Here is a 16,657-nt window from a genome sequence, read left to right as displayed (position 1 = left end):
GGCCGGAGGGCAGGGCGGGCGACTCCTCCGGGGAGGCGGGCTGGACGAGGGAGCCCGGGAGGGTCATCCAGGCGGGCAGCGGCGACCCGGAATCGGGGGCCTTGCGGGGGCCTGGAAGGGGGTTGGGGTTGTCAGTCATTCGATGGTTTCTCCGCGGATTCCTCGTAGTCGTCGCCCACCGCGACGTCGCCGTCGTCGGCGCCCGTCCAGGTCACGTGGAGCTCTCCCAGCGCCTCGACCTGCTCGAACGTCACCGCCGACTCCCTGAACAGCTCCAGCACGGCCAGGAAGCGGGCGATGACCTCGAAGGTGCCCTCGCAGTCGGCCGTCAGCGCGCGGAAGGTGGCCCGGCGCATCCGGCGCAGGTGCATGACCAGGATGGCCGCCTGCTCCTTGACGCTGGCCAGAGGCTGGTAGATGTGGCCGACGCTGACCGTGGGCGGAAGTTTCGGGGTGAACGCCTTGGCCGCGATGCGGGCGAGCTGCTCGGGCCCGATCCCGAGGATGAGCTCGGGCAGGAGGTCGGCGAACTGCGGCTCCAGCGACACCGTACGGGGGAAGCGCAGCCCCTCCTCGGCCATCCGCCCCGCGAAGACCTTCACGACCTCCTTGTACGCCTTGTACTGCAGCAGCCGGGCGAACAGCAGGTCTCTGGCCTCCAGGAGCGCGAGGTCCTCTTCGTCCTCCACCTCGCCGGAGGGCAGCAGCCGGGCCGCCTTGAGGTCGAGCAGCGTGGCCGCGACCAGCAGGAAGTGGCTGGTCTGGTCGAGGTCCCACTCCGGGCCCCTGGACCGGATGTAGGCGATGAACTCGTCGGTGACCTTGGAGAGCGAGACCTCGGTGATGTCGAGCTTGTGCTTGGCGATCAGGCCGAGGAGCAGGTCGAAGGGGCCCTCGAAGACGTCCAGGTGAACCTGGAAGCCTTGGGGGGCCTCGGTCTGCTCTGCGGTCACCTGGCCATTGTCGCAGGCGCCGGCCAGCGCGAGAGCACCTCGCGGGCCAGTTCGCGGTAGGCGTTGGCGCCGAGGGACGACGGGTCGAAGGTGGTGATCGGCTCGCCCGCGACGGTGGCGTCGGGGAAGCGGACCGTACGGTTGATCACCGTGTGGAACACCTTGTCGCCGAACGCCTCCACCACGCGGGCCAGCACCTCGCGGCCGTGCAGCGTACGGGCGTCGTACATGGTGGCGAGCAGGCCCTCGATCTCGAGGTCTTCGTTGAGGCGCTCCTGGACCTTGGAGATGGTGTCCATGAGCAGCGCGACGCCGCGCAGGGCGAAGAACTCGCACTCCAGCGGCACCATGACGCCGTGGGCGCAGGTCAGCGCGTTGATGGTGAGCAGGCCGAGCGACGGCTGGCAGTCGATGAGGCAGACGTCGTAGTGCGGCAGCAGCGGCTTGATCACCCGGCCGAGCACCTGCTCGCGGGCGACCTCGGTGACGAGCTGCACTTCGGCGGCCGACAGGTCGATGTTGCTGGGCAGCAGGTCGAGGCCCTCGACGCCGGTCTCCAGCAGGACGTCCTCGGCGGTGACCCCGCGGTCCATCAGCAGGTTGTAGACGGTCAGGTCGAGCTGGAGCGGGTTGATGCCCAGGCCGACCGAGAGCGCGCCCTGCGGGTCGAAGTCGACCAGCAGCACCTTCAGCCCGCACTCGACCAGCGCCGCGCCCAGGTTGATGGTGGTGGTCGTCTTGCCGACGCCGCCCTTCTGGTTGACCATCGCGACCACTCGCGCCGGCCCGTGCACCTGCGGCGGGACCGGTTCAGGGAACACCGGTCGCGGGCGCTGGGTGGGGCCCAGGTTGACGCCGTTGGAAGGCGCGTTGGTCTTGGTGTCACCCCAGGGGTTGTCGGGGGTCCCCTGGGTCGAACCCTTGGTCGTCACAGTCACCAGCTCGAACCTCCCTGACGATCCCGAACCGGACCGTCCGGACGGACACTATGGCGTCACCACTAAACGCGGCAAGGCGGCACGCCGGGGCGCCGCGCACGCGCAAAAGACTATAGATCACTGCCGGGCGCGCGGGTGCGCCGCGGCGTAGACCTCGCGGAGTTTGTCGACCGTGACCAAGGTGTAGACCTGCGTGGTCGTGACCGAGGCGTGACCGAGCAGCTCCTGGACCACCCTGACGTCCGCGCCTCCGTCGAGCAGGTGGGTGGCGAAGGAGTGGCGCAGGACGTGCGGGCTGACGCCGGCCAGACCGGCGCGTTCGGCGGCGGCCTGGAGCACTTCCCAGGCCCCCTGCCTGGTCAAGCGGCCGCCGCGGGCGTTGAGGAAGACCGCAGGGGTGCCGCGTCCGTGGGCGAGCAGGCCGGGCCTGGCGCGGACGAGGTAGGCGTCGAGGGCCGAGCGCGCGTAGCGGCCGAGCGGGACGACGCGCGTGCGGCCGCCCTTGCCGCGCAGTCGCACCTGGTCGGGTTCGAGGTCGTCGACGGCCAGGCCGACGGCCTCGGATATGCGGGCGCCGGTGCCGTACAGGACCTCCAGCAGGGCGCGATTGCGCAGGGTGAGCGGGGCGCCGTCGGGGCCGGAGGCGGCGATGAGGCGTTCGACCTCGTCGACGGCGATCGCCTTGGGCAGCCTGCGGAGCTGGCGCGGCGGGCGTACCTCGTGGGCGGGGTCGTGGGCCGTGACGCCTTCGCGCAGGGCGAACCGGTGGAGCCCGCGCACGGCCGACACGGCCCGGGCGGCCGAGCTGGCCACGAGGGCGGGATGCTCCCGGTCGCCCTCGCGCAGCGCGGCGAGGAAGGCCTGAACGTCGGCCTCCCCCACCTCGTCGAGCTTCAGCCGCCCCCGCGCCTGAAGATGTTCGAAGTATCGCCGCAGGTCACGGCGGTAGGACGCGAGCGTGTTGGCAGCCAGGCCCCGCTCCACCGCCAGATGGGCGAGGTAGCTGGAGAGCACCGCCTCCACGACATGGTCCTTCCGTCACGCCTCCGGGGCGTCGGCGGGGCGCAACAGGGCGAATCCCTCAACCGAAGCCGCATATGCGGCGAGGATACCGGCCACGGCCGGGGAATTGTGGATCATTCCCATGAGCGCCTTCTCGACCGCGTCGGCCAGCGGCACCCATTCGACCGGCATGCCGATCTCCTCGTGCCGGTGGACGAAGGTGTTCTCCTCGTCGGGGATCCTGCTCAGGCCGCGGGCCAGGAAGACCCTGATCCGCTCGTCGGTCATGCCGGGAGAGGAACGCAGGTCGACCAGGGTGTGCCAGGTGTCGGCGCGGTAGCCGGACTCCTCGGCGAGCTCGCGGGCCGCTGTGGTGGCGAGCGGTTCGCCCGCCACGTCGCGGAGGCCGGCCGGCAGCTCCCACATGAGCTGCCGGGTGGGGTGGCGGTACTGCCTGATCATCAGGACGCGGTCGCGGTCGTCGAGCGCGAGCACGGCGACCGAGCCCGGGTGGACGACGTAGTCGCGGTCGGCGACCTCGTCCTGGGGCATCTTGACCGTGTCGGTGACGACCTTGATCACGTAGCCCTGGAAGTGCTCCTTGGACGCGACGACGTCCCACGCCTCGGGCGTGTCTCTGATCATGCTCGCACTCGCTTCCGGTCCTCCGTGGTCACGCAAGCTACCGCCTCCGGACCGAGGCTCGCCGCTCCGGTGACGTTCACTTGCCGACCTTCGTGCTCACGCGGCTGTCGGCGTAGGCCAGGGCTGCGCCGATCAGGCCCTTGAACATCGGGTTGGCGCGGGTGGGACGCGAGCGGAACTCAGGGTGCGCCTGCGTGCCGATGAAGAACGGGTGCACGTCGGCGGGCAGCTCGGTGTACTCCACCAGGCGGCCGTCGGGCGACAGGCCGGAGAAGACCAGGCCGACGTTCTCCAGGCGCTCGCGGTAGGCGTTGTTGACCTCGTACCTGTGGCGGTGGCGCTCGTCGGCCTTGGCCTTGCCGCCGTAGAGCTGCCTGGCCAGGGTGCCCTCGCCGAGCTTGGCGGTGTAGCTGCCGAGCCGCATGGTGCCGCCCATGTCGCGCTCGCCGGCGACGACGTCCTCCTGGTCGGCCATGGTGGAGATGACCGCGTGCTTGGTGTCGGGGTCGAACTCGGCGGAGTTGGCGTCCTCGATGCCGGCCATGTTGCGGGCGGCCTCGATGACCATGCCCTGCATGCCGAGGCAGATGCCGAGCAGCGGGATCTTGCCCTCGCGGGCGTGCCGGATGGCGCCGATCTTGCCCTCGATGCCGCGCACGCCGAACCCGCCGGGGATCAGCACGCCGTCGACGCCGTCGAGCTCGCGCTCGGCGCCCTCGGGGGTCTCGCAGTCGTCGCTCTTGACCCAGCGGATGTTGACCCGCGCGTCGTTGGCGAACCCGCCGGCGCGCAGCGCCTCGGTGACCGACAGGTACGCGTCGGGCAGGTCGATGTACTTGCCGACCAGCGCGATCGTGACCTCCTTGGCCGGGCGGTGCACCCGGCGCAGGAGCTGCTCCCATTCCTTCCAGTCGACGTCCCGGAAGGGCAGTCCGAGGCGGCGCACGACATAGGCGTCGAGGCCCTCGGCGTGCAGCACCTTGGGGATGTCGTAGATGGAGGCGGCGTCGACGGCGGAGACGACGGCGTCCTCGTCGACGTCGCACATGAGGCTGATCTTGCGCTTGATCGCCGTCTGGACGGGCCGGTCGGAGCGCAGCACGATCGCGTCGGGCTGGATGCCGATGCTGCGCAGCGCGGCCACGCTGTGCTGGGTCGGCTTGGTCTTCAGCTCGCCGGACGGGCCGATGTAGGGCAGCAGCGACACGTGCAGGAAGAAGACGTTGTCGCGGCCGACCTCGTGCCTGATCTGGCGGACGGCCTCCAGGAACGGCAGCGACTCGATGTCGCCGACCGTGCCGCCGACCTCGGTGATCACGATGTCGACGTCGGGACCGGCCATGCCGCGGATGCGGTCCTTGATCTCGTTGGTGATGTGCGGGATGACCTGGACGGTGTCGCCCAGGTATTCGCCCCGCCGCTCCTTGGCGATGACGTTGGAGTAGATCTGCCCGGTGGTGACGTTGGCCGAGCCGTGCAGGTCGGTGTCGAGGAAGCGCTCGTAGTGGCCGACGTCGAGGTCGGTCTCGGCGCCGTCGTCGGTGACGAACACCTCGCCGTGCTGGAACGGGTTCATCGTGCCGGGGTCGACGTTGAGGTAGGGGTCGAGCTTCTGCATGGTGACCCGGAGGCCGCGCCCCTTGAGCAGGCGGCCGAGGCTGGAGGCGGTGAGCCCCTTGCCAAGACTGGAGGCGACACCGCCGGTGACGAACAGATGCTTGGTTTGCGATGCGCTGCGCAAAGGGGCTCCCGTGGCTCGTGGTGTGGCCGAAGTGTCCACGGGCTCTCAGGATATCAAACAACGCCCCTCACATGCCCGAACGGCATGACCTAGCGGTAACTTTGGTCCCTATGTCACTTGTACGGCGGGCCTTGGGTGCGCTGATTCACCGTGCCTACGCGGCGATCCGGCACGCCGGGGCGATCTCCCCGGACTCCACGGCAGGTTACCGTTTCCGCCGTATCGGCGAGGGTGTCAGCATCGCCTTCCCGCCGGGGGCGATCTTCGGCGAGCGGTGGATCGAGATCGGCGAGCACACGCTGATCGGCGAGCGGGTGTCGATCTCCTGCGGCATGTGGCCCGGCCTGGAGCTCGGCCCCGGCTCGATCCTGCGGATCGGCGGCTCGTGCTCGATCGGCAGGGGCTCGCACATCGTGGCCCACCAGTCGATCGACATCGGCGACCACGTCTTCACCGGCCCGTACGTCTACATCACCGACCAGAACCACGTCTACGACGACCCCGAGACGCCGATCGGCCGGCAGTGGCCGCGCAACAGCCCGGTCTCCATCGGCGCGGGCTCGTGGCTCGGCACGGGGGCGATCATCCTGCCGGGCACGGTCCTGGGGCGGCAGTGCGTGGTGGCGGGGGGCGCGGTGGTGCGCGGCGAGTTCCCCGACCACAGCGTGGTCGCCGGGGTGCCCGCCAGGCGCGTCCGCGGCTACACGCCCGAGCTGGGCTGGCACGACCCCGGCGCGGCGGAGGCCGCCGCGGCGATCGCCCTGGCGCTGGACGGGCAGGCCGGGCCGTCCTGACGCGCCGGGCGACGTCCTGCCGGTCGGGGGATGGACCGAACAAGCTTCTGGAGGTTAGCGTCGGTGCATGCGGACCGCCATCTGTGAGCGCCTGGGCGTCGAGTTCCCGTTGTTCGCCTTCAGCCACTGCCGCGACGTGGTGGCCGCGGTCACGAACGCGGGCGGGTTCGGGGTGCTGGGGGCCGTCGCGTACGCGCCGGAGCGGCTCGACGCCGAGCTGACGTGGATCGACGAGCGGGTGGGCGGGCGGCCGTACGGGGTGGACGTGCTCGTCCCGGGCCGGATCGACGCCTCGGCGCTCGACCTGCGGGCCCATCTGCTGGACTTCGTGCCCGACCGCCACCGCGACTTCGTCACCCACCTGCTGTCGAAGTACGGCGTGAACGCGCCGCCGCAGCCGCTGAGCGCCGTCGCCGACGAGTTCGGCAGGCGGGTGACGGCCTCCGGGGCGACCGCGCTGATCGACGTGGCGCTCAAGCACCCGATCGGGCTCATCGCCAGCGCGCTCGGCCCACCGCCGCCGGAGATGCTCGCGAGCGCCAGGAAGGCGGGCGTGCCGGTGGCCGCGCTGGTCGGGACCGTGGAGCACGCGCGCAGGCAGGTGGCGGCCGGGGCGGACATCGTCGTGGCCCAGGGCTCCGAGGCGGGCGGGCACACCGGCGAGATCTCCACGATGGTGCTCGTCCCGCAGGTCGTGGACGCGGTCGCGCCGGTGCCCGTGCTGGCCGCGGGCGGCATCGCCTCCGGACGCCAGATGGCCGCGGCCATGGCGCTCGGGGCCGAGGGCGTGTGGTGCGGCTCGGTGTGGCTGACGACCGAGGAGTCCGAGACCTCGCCCGCGCTCCGGCGCAAGCTGCTGGCCGCCTCTTCGCTGGACACCGTGCGGTCGCGCTCGCGTACGGGCAAGCCGGCGCGGCAGCTCAGGTCGGCCTGGACCGAGGAGTGGGACGACGGGCCGGAGAGTCCCGGGCCGCTGGGCATGCCCCTGCAACTGCTGCTGGCCGAGGGAGCGATGGCCCGCATCGGCGCGGCGGCCGACCGCGGCGACCCCGGCGCCCTGGAGCTCGTCACCTACTACGTGGGGCAGGTGGTGGGCCAGCTCGACCGGGTCCGGCCGGCCCGTGACGTGGTGTACGACATGATCAGCGAGTTCACCGAGGCCGTGGCCCGCCTCACCGGCACCCCGTAGAGGCCGCTCGACGACCCGCCCGGAGCGGTTGGCCGCGCGTGGCCGGGTAGCATGCGCGTGTGGTCGGGACACCGCCTGAGCTGGAGCGTGGCACCGGGGTTCCCGCGCACACGCAGATCGAGCAGTGGCTGCTGGAGGCCATCTCCTCCGGCGAGATGGCGCCGGGCGACCGGCTGCCCGGCGAACGGGAGCTGGCCGCCCGCCTCGGCGTGAGCCGGATGACCCTGCGCCAGGCCCTGGCCACCCTCGAACACGACGGCGTGCTGATCAGGCTCCCCGGCAGGTCGGGCGGGGCGTTCGTGGCCGAGCCGCGCATCGAGTGCGACCTGACCGGCCTGGCCGGGTTCACCGAGCAGATGCGCCGCGCCCATCTGCGGGCCGAGGCGAGGATCCTGACGGCCGCCACCGTGCCCGCCTCCGCCGCCGTGGCCGCCGCGCTCGGCGTCGAGCCGGGCGAGCCGGTGCACGAGGTGGCCCGGGTGCGCTCGGCGGGCCGTTCGCCGGTGGCGCTCGAACGTTCCTTCTTCCCCGCCCTGCCCGGATTCCTCGCCGAGGACCTCGGCGGCTCCCTCTACGCCCTGCTGGCCACCCGCTACGACCTGGAGCCGCGTACCGCCGTCGAGCACCTCGACCCGGTGATCGCCGGGCCGGCGGAGGCGGCCGAGCTGGGCATCGCGGCGGGCGCGCCGCTCATGCGGATCGAGCGCACGGCCTACGCCGCCGACGGCACCCCGGTCGAGCACGCCCGCGACCTGTTCCGCCCCGACCGGGTACGCCTGTCGGTGCGCAGCGGCGTCACCGCGACCCCGCCGGGCCGAGCAGCGGCTCCCTGACCACGACGCCCGGCACCCACTCCCCCTCGACCTCGATCTCCACCTCCGCCTCGACCGCGGCCCCCGGCCCGGCCGGCAGGTACGCGTACGCGATCGACTGCTCGACCGTGTACCCGTAGCCGCCGGAGGTGACCCGGGCCACGACCCGCCCGTCCACCCGTACGGGCTCGTTGCCCAGGGCGACCGCCCGCGGGTCGGACAGGGTCAGGCAGCGGAGCCGGCGGGCCGGGTCGGGGTCGAGGGCGTCCCGGCCGAGGAAGTCCTTGTCCGGCTTGACGCAGAACCCGAGCCCGGCCTCGTACGGCGTCGTCTCGGGCCCGATGTCGGCCCCCCACACCCGGTACCCCTTCTCCAGCCGCAGGCTGTCGATGGCCCGGTAGCCGCCCGCGGCCAGCCCGGACGGCTCGCCCGCCCGCCACAGCGTCTCCCACAGCGCGAGCCCGTACTCGCTGGAGCAGTACAGCTCCCAGCCCGGCTCGCCGACGAACGTCACCCGCAGCGCCAGCGCGGGCACGTCCCCCACGGTGAGCTCGCGGGCCGACATGAACGGGAAGTCCAGCGGGTCCGGGGTCAGCCCGGACAGGATGTCGCGGGCCTCGGGGCCCCACAGGGCGAAGCAGGCGTACTGGCCGGTGACGTCGGCGATCCTGGCCGTCGAGCCGGTGAGCCGGGCCTGCCTGCGCAGCCAGCCGAGGTCGTGGGAGCCGGACGCGGTGCCGGTGACGATCAGGAACTCCTGCTCGCCGCGCCGGGTGACGGTGAAGTCGCACTCGATGCCGCCGCGCCGGTTCAGCGCCTGGGTGTAGGTGACGGCGCCCACCTGGCGGGCGACGCGGTTGTCGCACACCCATTCCAGCAGGCCCGCGGCGTCCGGCCCGGTGACTTCGATCTTGGCGAAGGAGCTCTCGTCGAACAGCCCGGCCGTGGTGCGGGTGGCGCGGTGCTCGGCCCCGACGGCGGGCGACCACAGGCGTCCGGCCCAGCCGCGGGGGCGTTCGTCCTCGCCCGCCGGGCCGGTGGAGTAGTGGTTGACCCGCTCCCAGCCCGCCTTCTCGCCGAAGACGGCCCCGTGGGCGGCGTGCCAGGAGTAGGCGGGCGAGACCCGCAGCGGGCGGCCGGCCGCCCGCTCGTGGCCCGGGTAGCGGATGTCGTAGTACGTCTCGTAGTTCTCGACCGAGCGCTTGACCGTGTAGGACGGCGACCGGTACCGGCCGCCGAAGCGGCGTACGTCCATGTGGTGGACGTCCATGCCGGGGTCGCCCTCGACGATCCACTCGGCCATGACCTTGCCGATGCCGCCCGCGCCCGCGATGCCGTGGGCGCAGAACCCGGCCGCCACGAAGAGCCCGCCCACCTCGGTCTCCCCCAGGCAGAACTCGTTGTCCGGGGTGAACGCCTCGGGCCCGTTGATCAGCTTGCGGATGCCGACGTCGGCCATCGCGGGCACCCGGATCCGGGAGTTGGCGGAGATCTCCTCCAGGCGCGGCCAGTCCTCGGGCAGCAGCCTGCCGTTGAAGTCGGCCGGGACGGCGTCGTAGGAGGTCTCGGAGGCGGTCCAGGGGGCGCAGGTGCGCTCGTAGCCGCCCATGACCAGGCCGCGCACCTCCTGCCGGTAGTAGACGAGCAGGTCGGGGTCGCGCAGCGTGGGCAGGACGGCGTGGTCGTGGCAGGCGTCGGTGACGACGTACTGGTGGGACATCGGCACGATCGGGACGCGCACCCCGGCCATGCGGCCGATCTCGGCGGCGAACATGCCGCCGCAGTTGACCACGATCTCGCAGGCGATGTCCCCCTGGTCGGTGCGCACGCCGGTGACGCGCCCGCGCTCGACGTCGATGCCGAGCACCCGCGTACGGGTGCGCAGGCGGGCGCCGCCCTCGCGGGCGCGGGCGGCCAGGGCGTAGCACAACATCGAGGGGTCCACCTGGCCGTCGGTCGGCAGGTACGCCGCCCCCACCACTCCGGACGGGTCCATCAGCGGGAACAGCTCCACCGCCTCGGCGACCGAGATCTCCTCCAGCGGCAGCCCGAACGTCCTGGCCCAGCCGATCTGGCGGCGGATCTCGGCCATCCGCTCCGGCGTGGAGGCCAGCTTGACGCCGCCGCACTCGGTCCATCCGGCGTCGAGGGTGCGGTAGAGCTCGACGGAGTACTGGTTCATCCGGGTCAGGGTGGGGTCGGAGCGGAGCTGGCCGACCAGGCCCGCCGAGTGGAAGGTGGAGCCGCTGGTGAGCTCGTCCCGCTCCAGCAGGACGACGTCGCGTTCGCCGCGTCGGGTGAGGTGGTAGGCGACGGACGCGCCGCCCACCCCGCCGCCGATGATCACGATGCGGGCCGAGTCGCTCATGGTCGCGAGGCTAACCTCCGTACCATAAAAGGTCTAGACCGTTTACGGCGGCGGAGCTAGCATCGACCATGGCTCTGGCCCAGGTGCTCGACCGCATCCCGCTGCTGTCCGGCCTGCCGCGCTCCGTCGAGGAGCTGCCCGGCGGGATGACCAACCGCAACTACAAGGTCACCACCCCCGCCGGGGCCTACGTGGTGCGCGTGGCCGCCAGCGACGGCTCCCTGCTGGGCATCGACAAGGACGCCGAGCACGCCGACTCGCTCGCCGCCGCGCGGGCCGGGGTGGGGGCGCCCGTGCACGACTACCTGCCGGACGCGGGCGTGATCGTGATCGGGTTCCTGCCGGGCCGGACGTTCACCGAGGCCGACCTGTGGGAGCCGGAGAACCTGACGCGGGTGGCGGAGGTGTGCCGGCGGCTGCACGCGGGGCCGCGCTTCGTCCGGGACTTCGACATGTTCGAGGTGCAGCGGGGGTATCTGCGGATCGTCCAGGAGCGACGTTTCCGACTTCCTGCGAAATATCTCGATTTCATGCCCGCCGCCGAAGAAATCAGGAAATGTCTGGCGGTACGTGCCGAGCCCACCGTCCCCTGCCACAACGATCTTCTCCCGGGCAACATCGTCGAGTGCGGCGACCGCCTCCACCTCATCGACTACGAGTACGCCGGCAACAACGACCCCTGCTTCGAGCTCGGCAACCTCTGGAGCGAGGCCGACCTGCCGCCCGGCCACCTGGACGAACTCGTCACCGCCTACTACGGCCGCCGCCTCCGTCACAAGATCGCCCGCGCTCGGCTGTTCAGCCTCATGTCCAAGTACGGCTGGACCCTGTGGGCCTCGATCCAGGACGGCGCCAACGACACGATCGACTTCGACTTCTGGTCCTGGGGCATGGAGAAGTACGAGCGCGCGGCGGCCGAGTTCACCCGGCCGGGGCTGGCGCGCGTGATGGAGGCCGCGGCGGGGGCAGACTAGGGGGATGTTCGCCGCGCTGACCGGTCTCGGGCTGTCCACCGCCGCCGGCCTGAACGCCTACATCCCCCTCCTGGTCGTGGGCGTGCTGGCCAACCTCACCGACCGGGTGAAGCTGCCCGACGGCTACGCCTGGCTGTCGAACTGGGGCGTGCTGGCGATCATCGCCGTGCTGCTGGTCGCCGAGATGGTCCTGGACAAGGTGCCGGCCGTCGACACCGTCAACGACGCCGTCCAGACCGTGGTGCGCCCGGCCGCGGGCGGCGTGGTCTTCTCCGCCACCAACGCCGCCGCCGAGCTCGACCACTCGACCTGGATGGCGGAGAACCCGTGGGCCGGCTGGCTGCTGGGCATCGTGATGGCGCTGGCCGTCCACACGCTGAAGGCGACGGCCCGTCCGGTGATCAACGCGGGCACGGCGGGGGTGGGCGCGCCCGTGGTCAGCACCGCCGAGGACGCCGGCTCGCTCGGCATGAGCCTGATCGCGGTGTTCCTGCCCCTGCTGGTGGTCGTCGTGCTGCTGCTGCTCGCCCTGCTCGCGTGGTGGACCTTCAGGCGGGTACGCCGGCTGCGTGCCCGGCGCAGGATCAGGAGAAATCCACCGCCAGGCTGAGTACGCCTCACCCTGCGGGCTGATCCGCTCCCCCGTCCCACGCTCCTACGGTGTTCCCTCATGAAGCGAGTCATCATCACGGGGGGAGTCGCTGCTCTCGGGCTGGCCGCGTCGCTCGCGCCCGTCCCGGCGTCGGCGTCGGCGTCGGCGAGCGTCACGGTCGTCGCCTCCAAGCTCGACGGCCCGCGCGGCCTGGCCTTCGGCCCCGACGGCGCCCTGTACGTCGCCGAGTCGGGCTCCGGCGGGAAGATCCAGTGCGCGACCGTGCCCGCCGAGCCGGGCGGCAAGGCGAGCAAGGTCTGCCTCGGACTGACCGGCAAGATCTCCAGGTTGGCCGGCGGCACGCTGACCACCGTGGTCAAGGACCTGCCCTCGGCCGGCTCCGACGGGCTCGGCACCGGCCCGCACGACGTCGCCTTCGCCGAGGACGGCTCCATGCTGGTGCCCGTCGGTCTGGGCGGCGACGGCAAGCTGCGAGCCGGTCTGGGCCCCAAGGGCAGGCCCCTGGGCACGCTGCTGAAGATCAAGGACGGGAAGTCGTCCGTCATGGGCGACCTGCTGGCGTTCGAGGTCAAGCACAACCCTGACAAGAAGGACAAGGGCAGCGCGATCGACTCGTACCCGTTCGCGGTCGTGCCGACCCCGCAGGGCGGCGCGCTGGTCACGGACGTGGGCGGCAACGACGTGCTCCAGGTGAGCCCGTCCGGCAAGGTGACGCTGCGGGCGGTGTTCCACGCCCGCAAGGTCGCGGCCCCGGCCATGCTGAAGCTGCCCAAGGGCAGCAAGGTGCCGATGCAGTCGGTGCCGATGGGCATCGCGGCCGCCCCCGACGGCTCCTACTACGTCGCCGAGCACGCCGGGTTCCCGCAGCCCGAGGGCGTGGCCAGGGTGTTCAGGCTGGCCGGGAAGAAGGCCGAGACCGCCGTCAAGGGCTTCACCACCGCGGTCGACGTCGCCTTCGACGGCGCGGGCCGTCTGCTCGTGCTCGGCTCGGTCGGCCCGGTGCCCTCCGACCAGCAGCCCCGTACGTCGCTCTACCGCATCGAGGCCGACGGCAGCCGCACCGAGCTGCTCAAGCCGGGCACGCTGACCGTGCCGCTGGGCATGGCCGTCGCCGGCGACGGGTCGGTCTACGTGTCCAACAAGGGCTTCACCCCCGGCAAGGGCGAGATCGTCCGGGTGGAGCTGCCCTCATAGACGTGTGAGCGCCATGGCCCCCAACCCCGTGTGCGCGCTCACACGAAGGGCCCGGCAGCAGCGTCCGCGCTGCCGGGCCCTTCACCATGCCCAGGGGCCTTTCACCGCGCCCTGAGCCAGCCCTCCAGCAGGCGGACGAACTCCGCCGGGCGCTCCTCGTGCAGCCGGTGGCCCGAGCCCTCCCAGCAGACGACCTTCGACCCCGGGTGCTTGAGCAGCCCGGCCTCCCAGGCCGCGCGTTCGGGGTCCGCCCAGATCGACAACACCGGACAGTCCCTGCGGGCCAGGTAGTCGTCACTGACCGGCCGCACGCCGATGGCCCCCGGAGCGGTGAACATGGCCTCGAACGCCTCGGCCAGCACGTGCGGGGGCATGCCGTACAGGCGGCGCTTGTGCCAGCGCCGGATGACGGCCGGGGTCGCGGAGGTGGTGCACCAGCGGTCGATCTCCTCGGCGACGGCGTGCGGACGCTCGCCGCGCAGGCCCGCGATCATGCCCGGGAAGGCCGCGGCGAGGTCCTGGCCCATGCCGTAGCCGGGGTCGAGGGTGACCAGCGCCCGTACGCGCCCGGGGTGCTCGACCGCGAGGATCGAGACGACCTGGGCGCCCATCGAGTGGCCGACCGGGATCACCTCGGGGACGTCCAGGCGGTCGAGCAGCACGTTCAGGTCCTCGGCCATCGCCCGCGGGGTGTTGCCGGTCCCGGGCACCGTGGAGTAGCCGTGGCCGCGCAGGTCCACGGCGATGACGCGGTGACGGGCGGCGAGGGCGTCGATGTGCCAGGACCACTGGTGGGAGTCGGCGCCCCAGCCGTGCACGAGCAGCAGCGGCGGGTCGCCGGAGCCGTCGTTGGTGTAGAAGAGGCGGAGGGCTGGCGAAATTTCAGCGTACGGCACGAAATATCCCCTTATTTGAGGGCGCGGATGGCGGCGCACACCCGGTCCGTGGCGTCGGCGGCGGCGGGCAGGACCGAGCCCGTGCCGAAGAAGCCGTGGAACAGGCCCTCGTACCGGACGGTCTCCGTCTCGACCCCGCAGTGGCGCAGGTGGCGGGCGTACGCCTCGCCCTCGTCGCGCAGCGGGTCGTGCCCGGCTGTGATCACCAGCGCCGGGGGCAGCCCGCTCACGTCCGCGCCCAGGGGCGAGCTGTACGGCTCCCCGCGCCGCTCCCGGTCGGGCTGGTAGCAGTCCCAGAACCACCGCATGTGCGCCGTGGTCAGGAAATATCCCTCGCCGTTCTGGTCGTACGAGCGCCAGTGGCGGGTGGCGTCCGTCGCGGGATAGACCAGCACCTGCAGCACGATCGGCGGCCCGCCCTCCTCGCGCGCCCGCAGGCAGGTGACGGTGGCGAGGTTGCCGCCCGCGCTGTCGCCCGCCACCACCAGCGCACCCGGGTCGGCGCCGAGCCCGGCCGCCTGCTCGTGGGCCCACCGGGTGACGGCGAAGGCGTCCTCGACGGCGGCCGGATAGGGGTGCTCGGGCGCGAGCCGGTAGTCGGCGGCGACCACGACCGCCCCCGACCCGGTGCAGATCTGGCGGCAGACGCCGTCATGGCTGTCCAGCGATCCCAGCGTGAACCCGCCACCGTGGAAGTACACGACAAGAGGCCGCCCGCCCTCTGTGCCCTCCGTGCCCTCCGTGCCCTCCGGCGGCCAGTAGACCCGCACCGGGACGCCCGCCGCGTCGCGGTCCTCGACCCGGCCCACGGGCAGCGGGTCGGGGCTCGGGACCGAGGCCAGCACGCGGCGCGCCGCCACCGGGTCCCAGGGGCCCTCCCCCTTGGGGAAGAACTCGCTCATCAGGTCGATGACCGCGCGGGTCGCCTCGTCAACGGCCATCCCCGGCCTCCTTCTCCGCTTTGTCGTCCGCAGTGGGCCTCTCGCCCGGGAGGGCGCCGAGCAGCGACGTCTCCCCCGCCGTCCAGCCGCCGTCGATCGCCAGCTCCGCGCCCGTGACGTACGAGGCCGCGTCCGACAGCAGGAACGCGATGGCCTCGGCGACCTCCTCGGGCTCCCCCCAGCGCCCGGCGGCGGCCAGCGGGAACGTGCCCTCCCCCGAGATCGCGCCCAGCGAGGTCGTCATCGGGGTGACGATCATCCCGGGATGCACCGAGTTCACCCGGATGCGGTCGCGCCCGAACTCCAGCGCCGCGATCTTGGTCAGGCCGCGTACGCCCCACTTCGACGCGCCGTACCCGCCCGTGCCGGGCAGCGCGGTCAGCCCCGCGACCGACGAGAGGTTCACCACGGCCCCGCCGCCGCAGGCCCGCATGGCCCCGGCCACGGCCTTGAGCCCGAGGAACACGCCGACCAGGTTCACCTGGAGCACGTGCTCGAACTCGGCCAGGGACTGCTGCTCGATCGACCCCACGGTCGGGATCCCGGCGTTGTTCACCAGCCCGTCGAGCCGCCCGTGCGCCTCGACGGTCGCGTCCACGACCGCGGCCCACTGCTCCGGATTCCGCACGTCGTGCGGGACGAACATGGCCCCGACGTCCTCGGCGGTGGCCGCCCCCTCCTCGGTGAGCACGTCGGTGAGCACGACCCGCGCCCCACCCGCCGCGCACCGGCGCGCCGTGGCCGCCCCCATGCCCCGGGCGCCGCCCGTGATGATCACTACCTTGCCGTCGAGCACGCGCACCCCTCACCCGAGACGATCGACCATGTGCACTGAAACACGCGCCCACGTCCCTGATCAAGAGCTTGCTCGGCCGAGCCGCCGGAACCCGGAATCCCCGCCACGCGTTGAACCCCTCGGGCGTCGAACTATCCTTCTAGGTAACGACTCCACGGGAGGTGGCGGAGATCAGCGAGTTCCTTGTCATCGTGCTGGCCATCCTGGCGTTTCTCCTGCTGCTGACCGGCGTGGGCATCTACCTGCTGGTCAAGCTGGGCAAGAAGGCCGCCAAGAAGGCCCGGCAGGCCACCACCCGGCTGACCACGCACGTCAACGCCATGGGCACCGGCGACGCCGCCGAGGTCGAACGCCTCCGGCTCGACCTGCGCCGCGAGATGGCCCTCACCCGCCAGGCCGTCGAACAGACCCAGCAGCGCGGCTGGGGCCTCGGCGACCTGCCCCGGCTCCTGGCCGACCTGTCCGCCCAGGCCGACGTGCACGACGGCCAGCTCGCCATGTACGCCCAGCAGCGCCGCGTCTCGCCGTACATCGACCACGCCGCCCTCGACCGGCTGCGCGAGCACCAGGCCAAGCTGACCGCCATGTGCGCCCGCATCCGCGCCGACCTCCTGGGCGACCAGATGCACCACGCGTCGTCCGGCATCGACGAGCTGTACTCCCGTACCGAGCTGGAGATCGAGGCCCGCCGCCGCCCCCCGGACCCCCTGGACCAGATCGACGAGCTCTACCGCCGCTCCATGGAACAACGCAAGGACCACTCCTGAGTCCCGCCTGACGTGGCACCATGAGCGCGCCGAG

Annotated in this window: 16 protein-coding genes; 7 read left to right on the top strand and 9 right to left on the bottom strand. The window is 72.1% G+C overall.

All coding sequences use genetic code 11. The features are described 5' to 3' along the window. Nucleotides 1-131 precede the first annotated feature (131 nt). The 5 genes from ACIA8R_RS17375 to ACIA8R_RS17355 all read right to left on the bottom strand — a co-directional run bounded on the left by ACIA8R_RS17375 (nt 132) and on the right by ACIA8R_RS17355 (nt 5,279). Complete coding sequence (locus ACIA8R_RS17375) at nt 132-953, bottom strand: segregation/condensation protein A (RefSeq protein WP_364092585.1); 822 nt, start codon at nt 951-953, stop codon at nt 132-134. After that, nucleotides 950-1,891: a ParA family protein gene (locus ACIA8R_RS17370; protein WP_125630250.1), complete on the bottom strand. Its 942-nt coding sequence runs from the start codon at nt 1,889-1,891 to the stop codon at nt 950-952. The genes ACIA8R_RS17375 and ACIA8R_RS17370 overlap by 4 nt, the downstream gene beginning before the upstream one ends. Nucleotides 1,892-2,008: 117 nt before the next feature. Continuing rightward, the gene (locus ACIA8R_RS17365) at nt 2,009-2,914 is read right to left on the bottom strand and encodes a site-specific tyrosine recombinase XerD (protein WP_357704523.1); all 906 of its coding nucleotides are present in this window, start codon (nt 2,912-2,914) and stop codon (nt 2,009-2,011) included. Between the two features lie 15 nt (nt 2,915-2,929). Further along, nucleotides 2,930-3,538 carry an NUDIX hydrolase gene (locus ACIA8R_RS17360; protein ID WP_357704521.1) on the bottom strand — a complete coding sequence of 203 codons (609 nt, stop codon included), beginning with the start codon at nt 3,536-3,538 and terminating at the stop codon, nt 2,930-2,932. Nucleotides 3,539-3,614: 76 nt separating this feature from the next. Then, on the bottom strand, nt 3,615-5,279 hold the full coding sequence (locus tag ACIA8R_RS17355) for a CTP synthase (protein WP_364092590.1): 1,665 nt from the start codon (nt 5,277-5,279) through the stop codon (nt 3,615-3,617). 110 nt (nt 5,280-5,389) lie between these two features. Between ACIA8R_RS17355 and ACIA8R_RS17350 the strand changes: the two genes are divergently transcribed. From ACIA8R_RS17350 to ACIA8R_RS17340, 3 genes are all read left to right on the top strand, one after another. Next, nucleotides 5,390-6,073, top strand: a complete 684-nt coding sequence (locus ACIA8R_RS17350; RefSeq protein WP_397039140.1) for an acyltransferase — start codon at nt 5,390-5,392, stop codon at nt 6,071-6,073. Nucleotides 6,074-6,140: 67 nt separating this feature from the next. Beyond that, nucleotides 6,141-7,262, top strand: coding sequence for a nitronate monooxygenase family protein (locus ACIA8R_RS17345; RefSeq protein ID WP_364092593.1), 1,122 nt, complete (start codon nt 6,141-6,143; stop codon nt 7,260-7,262). A 59-nt stretch (nt 7,263-7,321) separates the two neighbouring features. Further along, the gene (locus ACIA8R_RS17340) at nt 7,322-8,095 is read left to right on the top strand and encodes a GntR family transcriptional regulator (protein WP_397039138.1); all 774 of its coding nucleotides are present in this window, start codon (nt 7,322-7,324) and stop codon (nt 8,093-8,095) included. Here ACIA8R_RS17340 and ACIA8R_RS17335 read toward each other — a convergent pair. Further along, nucleotides 8,058-10,442: an FAD-dependent oxidoreductase gene (locus ACIA8R_RS17335; protein ID WP_364092598.1), complete on the bottom strand. Its 2,385-nt coding sequence runs from the start codon at nt 10,440-10,442 to the stop codon at nt 8,058-8,060. The two genes, ACIA8R_RS17340 and ACIA8R_RS17335, sit on opposite strands and share 38 nt — an antisense overlap. A gap of 68 nt (nt 10,443-10,510) precedes the next feature. Between ACIA8R_RS17335 and ACIA8R_RS17330 the strand changes: the two genes are divergently transcribed. From ACIA8R_RS17330 to ACIA8R_RS17320, 3 genes are read left to right on the top strand one after another with little or no spacing between them, the layout of a single operon-like run. Further along, on the top strand, nt 10,511-11,416 hold the full coding sequence (locus tag ACIA8R_RS17330) for a phosphotransferase (protein ID WP_397039137.1): 906 nt from the start codon (nt 10,511-10,513) through the stop codon (nt 11,414-11,416). 4 nt (nt 11,417-11,420) lie between these two features. Beyond that, the gene (locus tag ACIA8R_RS17325; protein ID WP_357704507.1) at nt 11,421-12,026 is read left to right on the top strand and encodes a DUF4126 domain-containing protein; all 606 of its coding nucleotides are present in this window, start codon (nt 11,421-11,423) and stop codon (nt 12,024-12,026) included. 60 nt (nt 12,027-12,086) lie between these two features. After that, nucleotides 12,087-13,223: a ScyD/ScyE family protein gene (locus ACIA8R_RS17320; protein WP_397039135.1), complete on the top strand. Its 1,137-nt coding sequence runs from the start codon at nt 12,087-12,089 to the stop codon at nt 13,221-13,223. 101 nt (nt 13,224-13,324) lie between these two features. Here ACIA8R_RS17320 and ACIA8R_RS17315 read toward each other — a convergent pair whose 3' ends face one another. Genes ACIA8R_RS17315 through ACIA8R_RS17305 form a run of 3 tightly spaced genes read right to left on the bottom strand, consistent with a single transcriptional unit; the run spans nt 13,325 to nt 15,856 of the window. Next, nucleotides 13,325-14,119: an alpha/beta fold hydrolase gene (locus ACIA8R_RS17315; protein ID WP_397039133.1), complete on the bottom strand. Its 795-nt coding sequence runs from the start codon at nt 14,117-14,119 to the stop codon at nt 13,325-13,327. Between the two features lie 11 nt (nt 14,120-14,130). Then, a complete protein-coding gene (locus ACIA8R_RS17310) occupies nt 14,131-15,060 on the bottom strand; it encodes an alpha/beta hydrolase (RefSeq protein WP_397039132.1) in 930 nt (309 codons plus the stop codon). Further along, complete coding sequence (locus tag ACIA8R_RS17305) at nt 15,050-15,856, bottom strand: glucose 1-dehydrogenase (RefSeq protein WP_397039130.1); 807 nt, start codon at nt 15,854-15,856, stop codon at nt 15,050-15,052. The genes ACIA8R_RS17310 and ACIA8R_RS17305 overlap by 11 nt, the downstream gene beginning before the upstream one ends. 161 nt (nt 15,857-16,017) lie before the next feature. Here ACIA8R_RS17305 and ACIA8R_RS17300 point away from each other — a divergent pair, with 161 nt between their 5' ends. Further along, entirely contained in the window at nt 16,018-16,623 is a 606-nt protein-coding gene (locus ACIA8R_RS17300) for a hypothetical protein (protein WP_397039129.1), read from the top strand. Nucleotides 16,624-16,657: the final 34 nt, after the last annotated feature.

The organism is Nonomuraea sp. NPDC051191 (assembly GCF_044455665.1).
Lineage (GTDB): Bacteria > Actinomycetota > Actinomycetes > Streptosporangiales > Streptosporangiaceae > Nonomuraea.
This window is presented reverse-complemented; position numbering and strand designations above follow the sequence as displayed.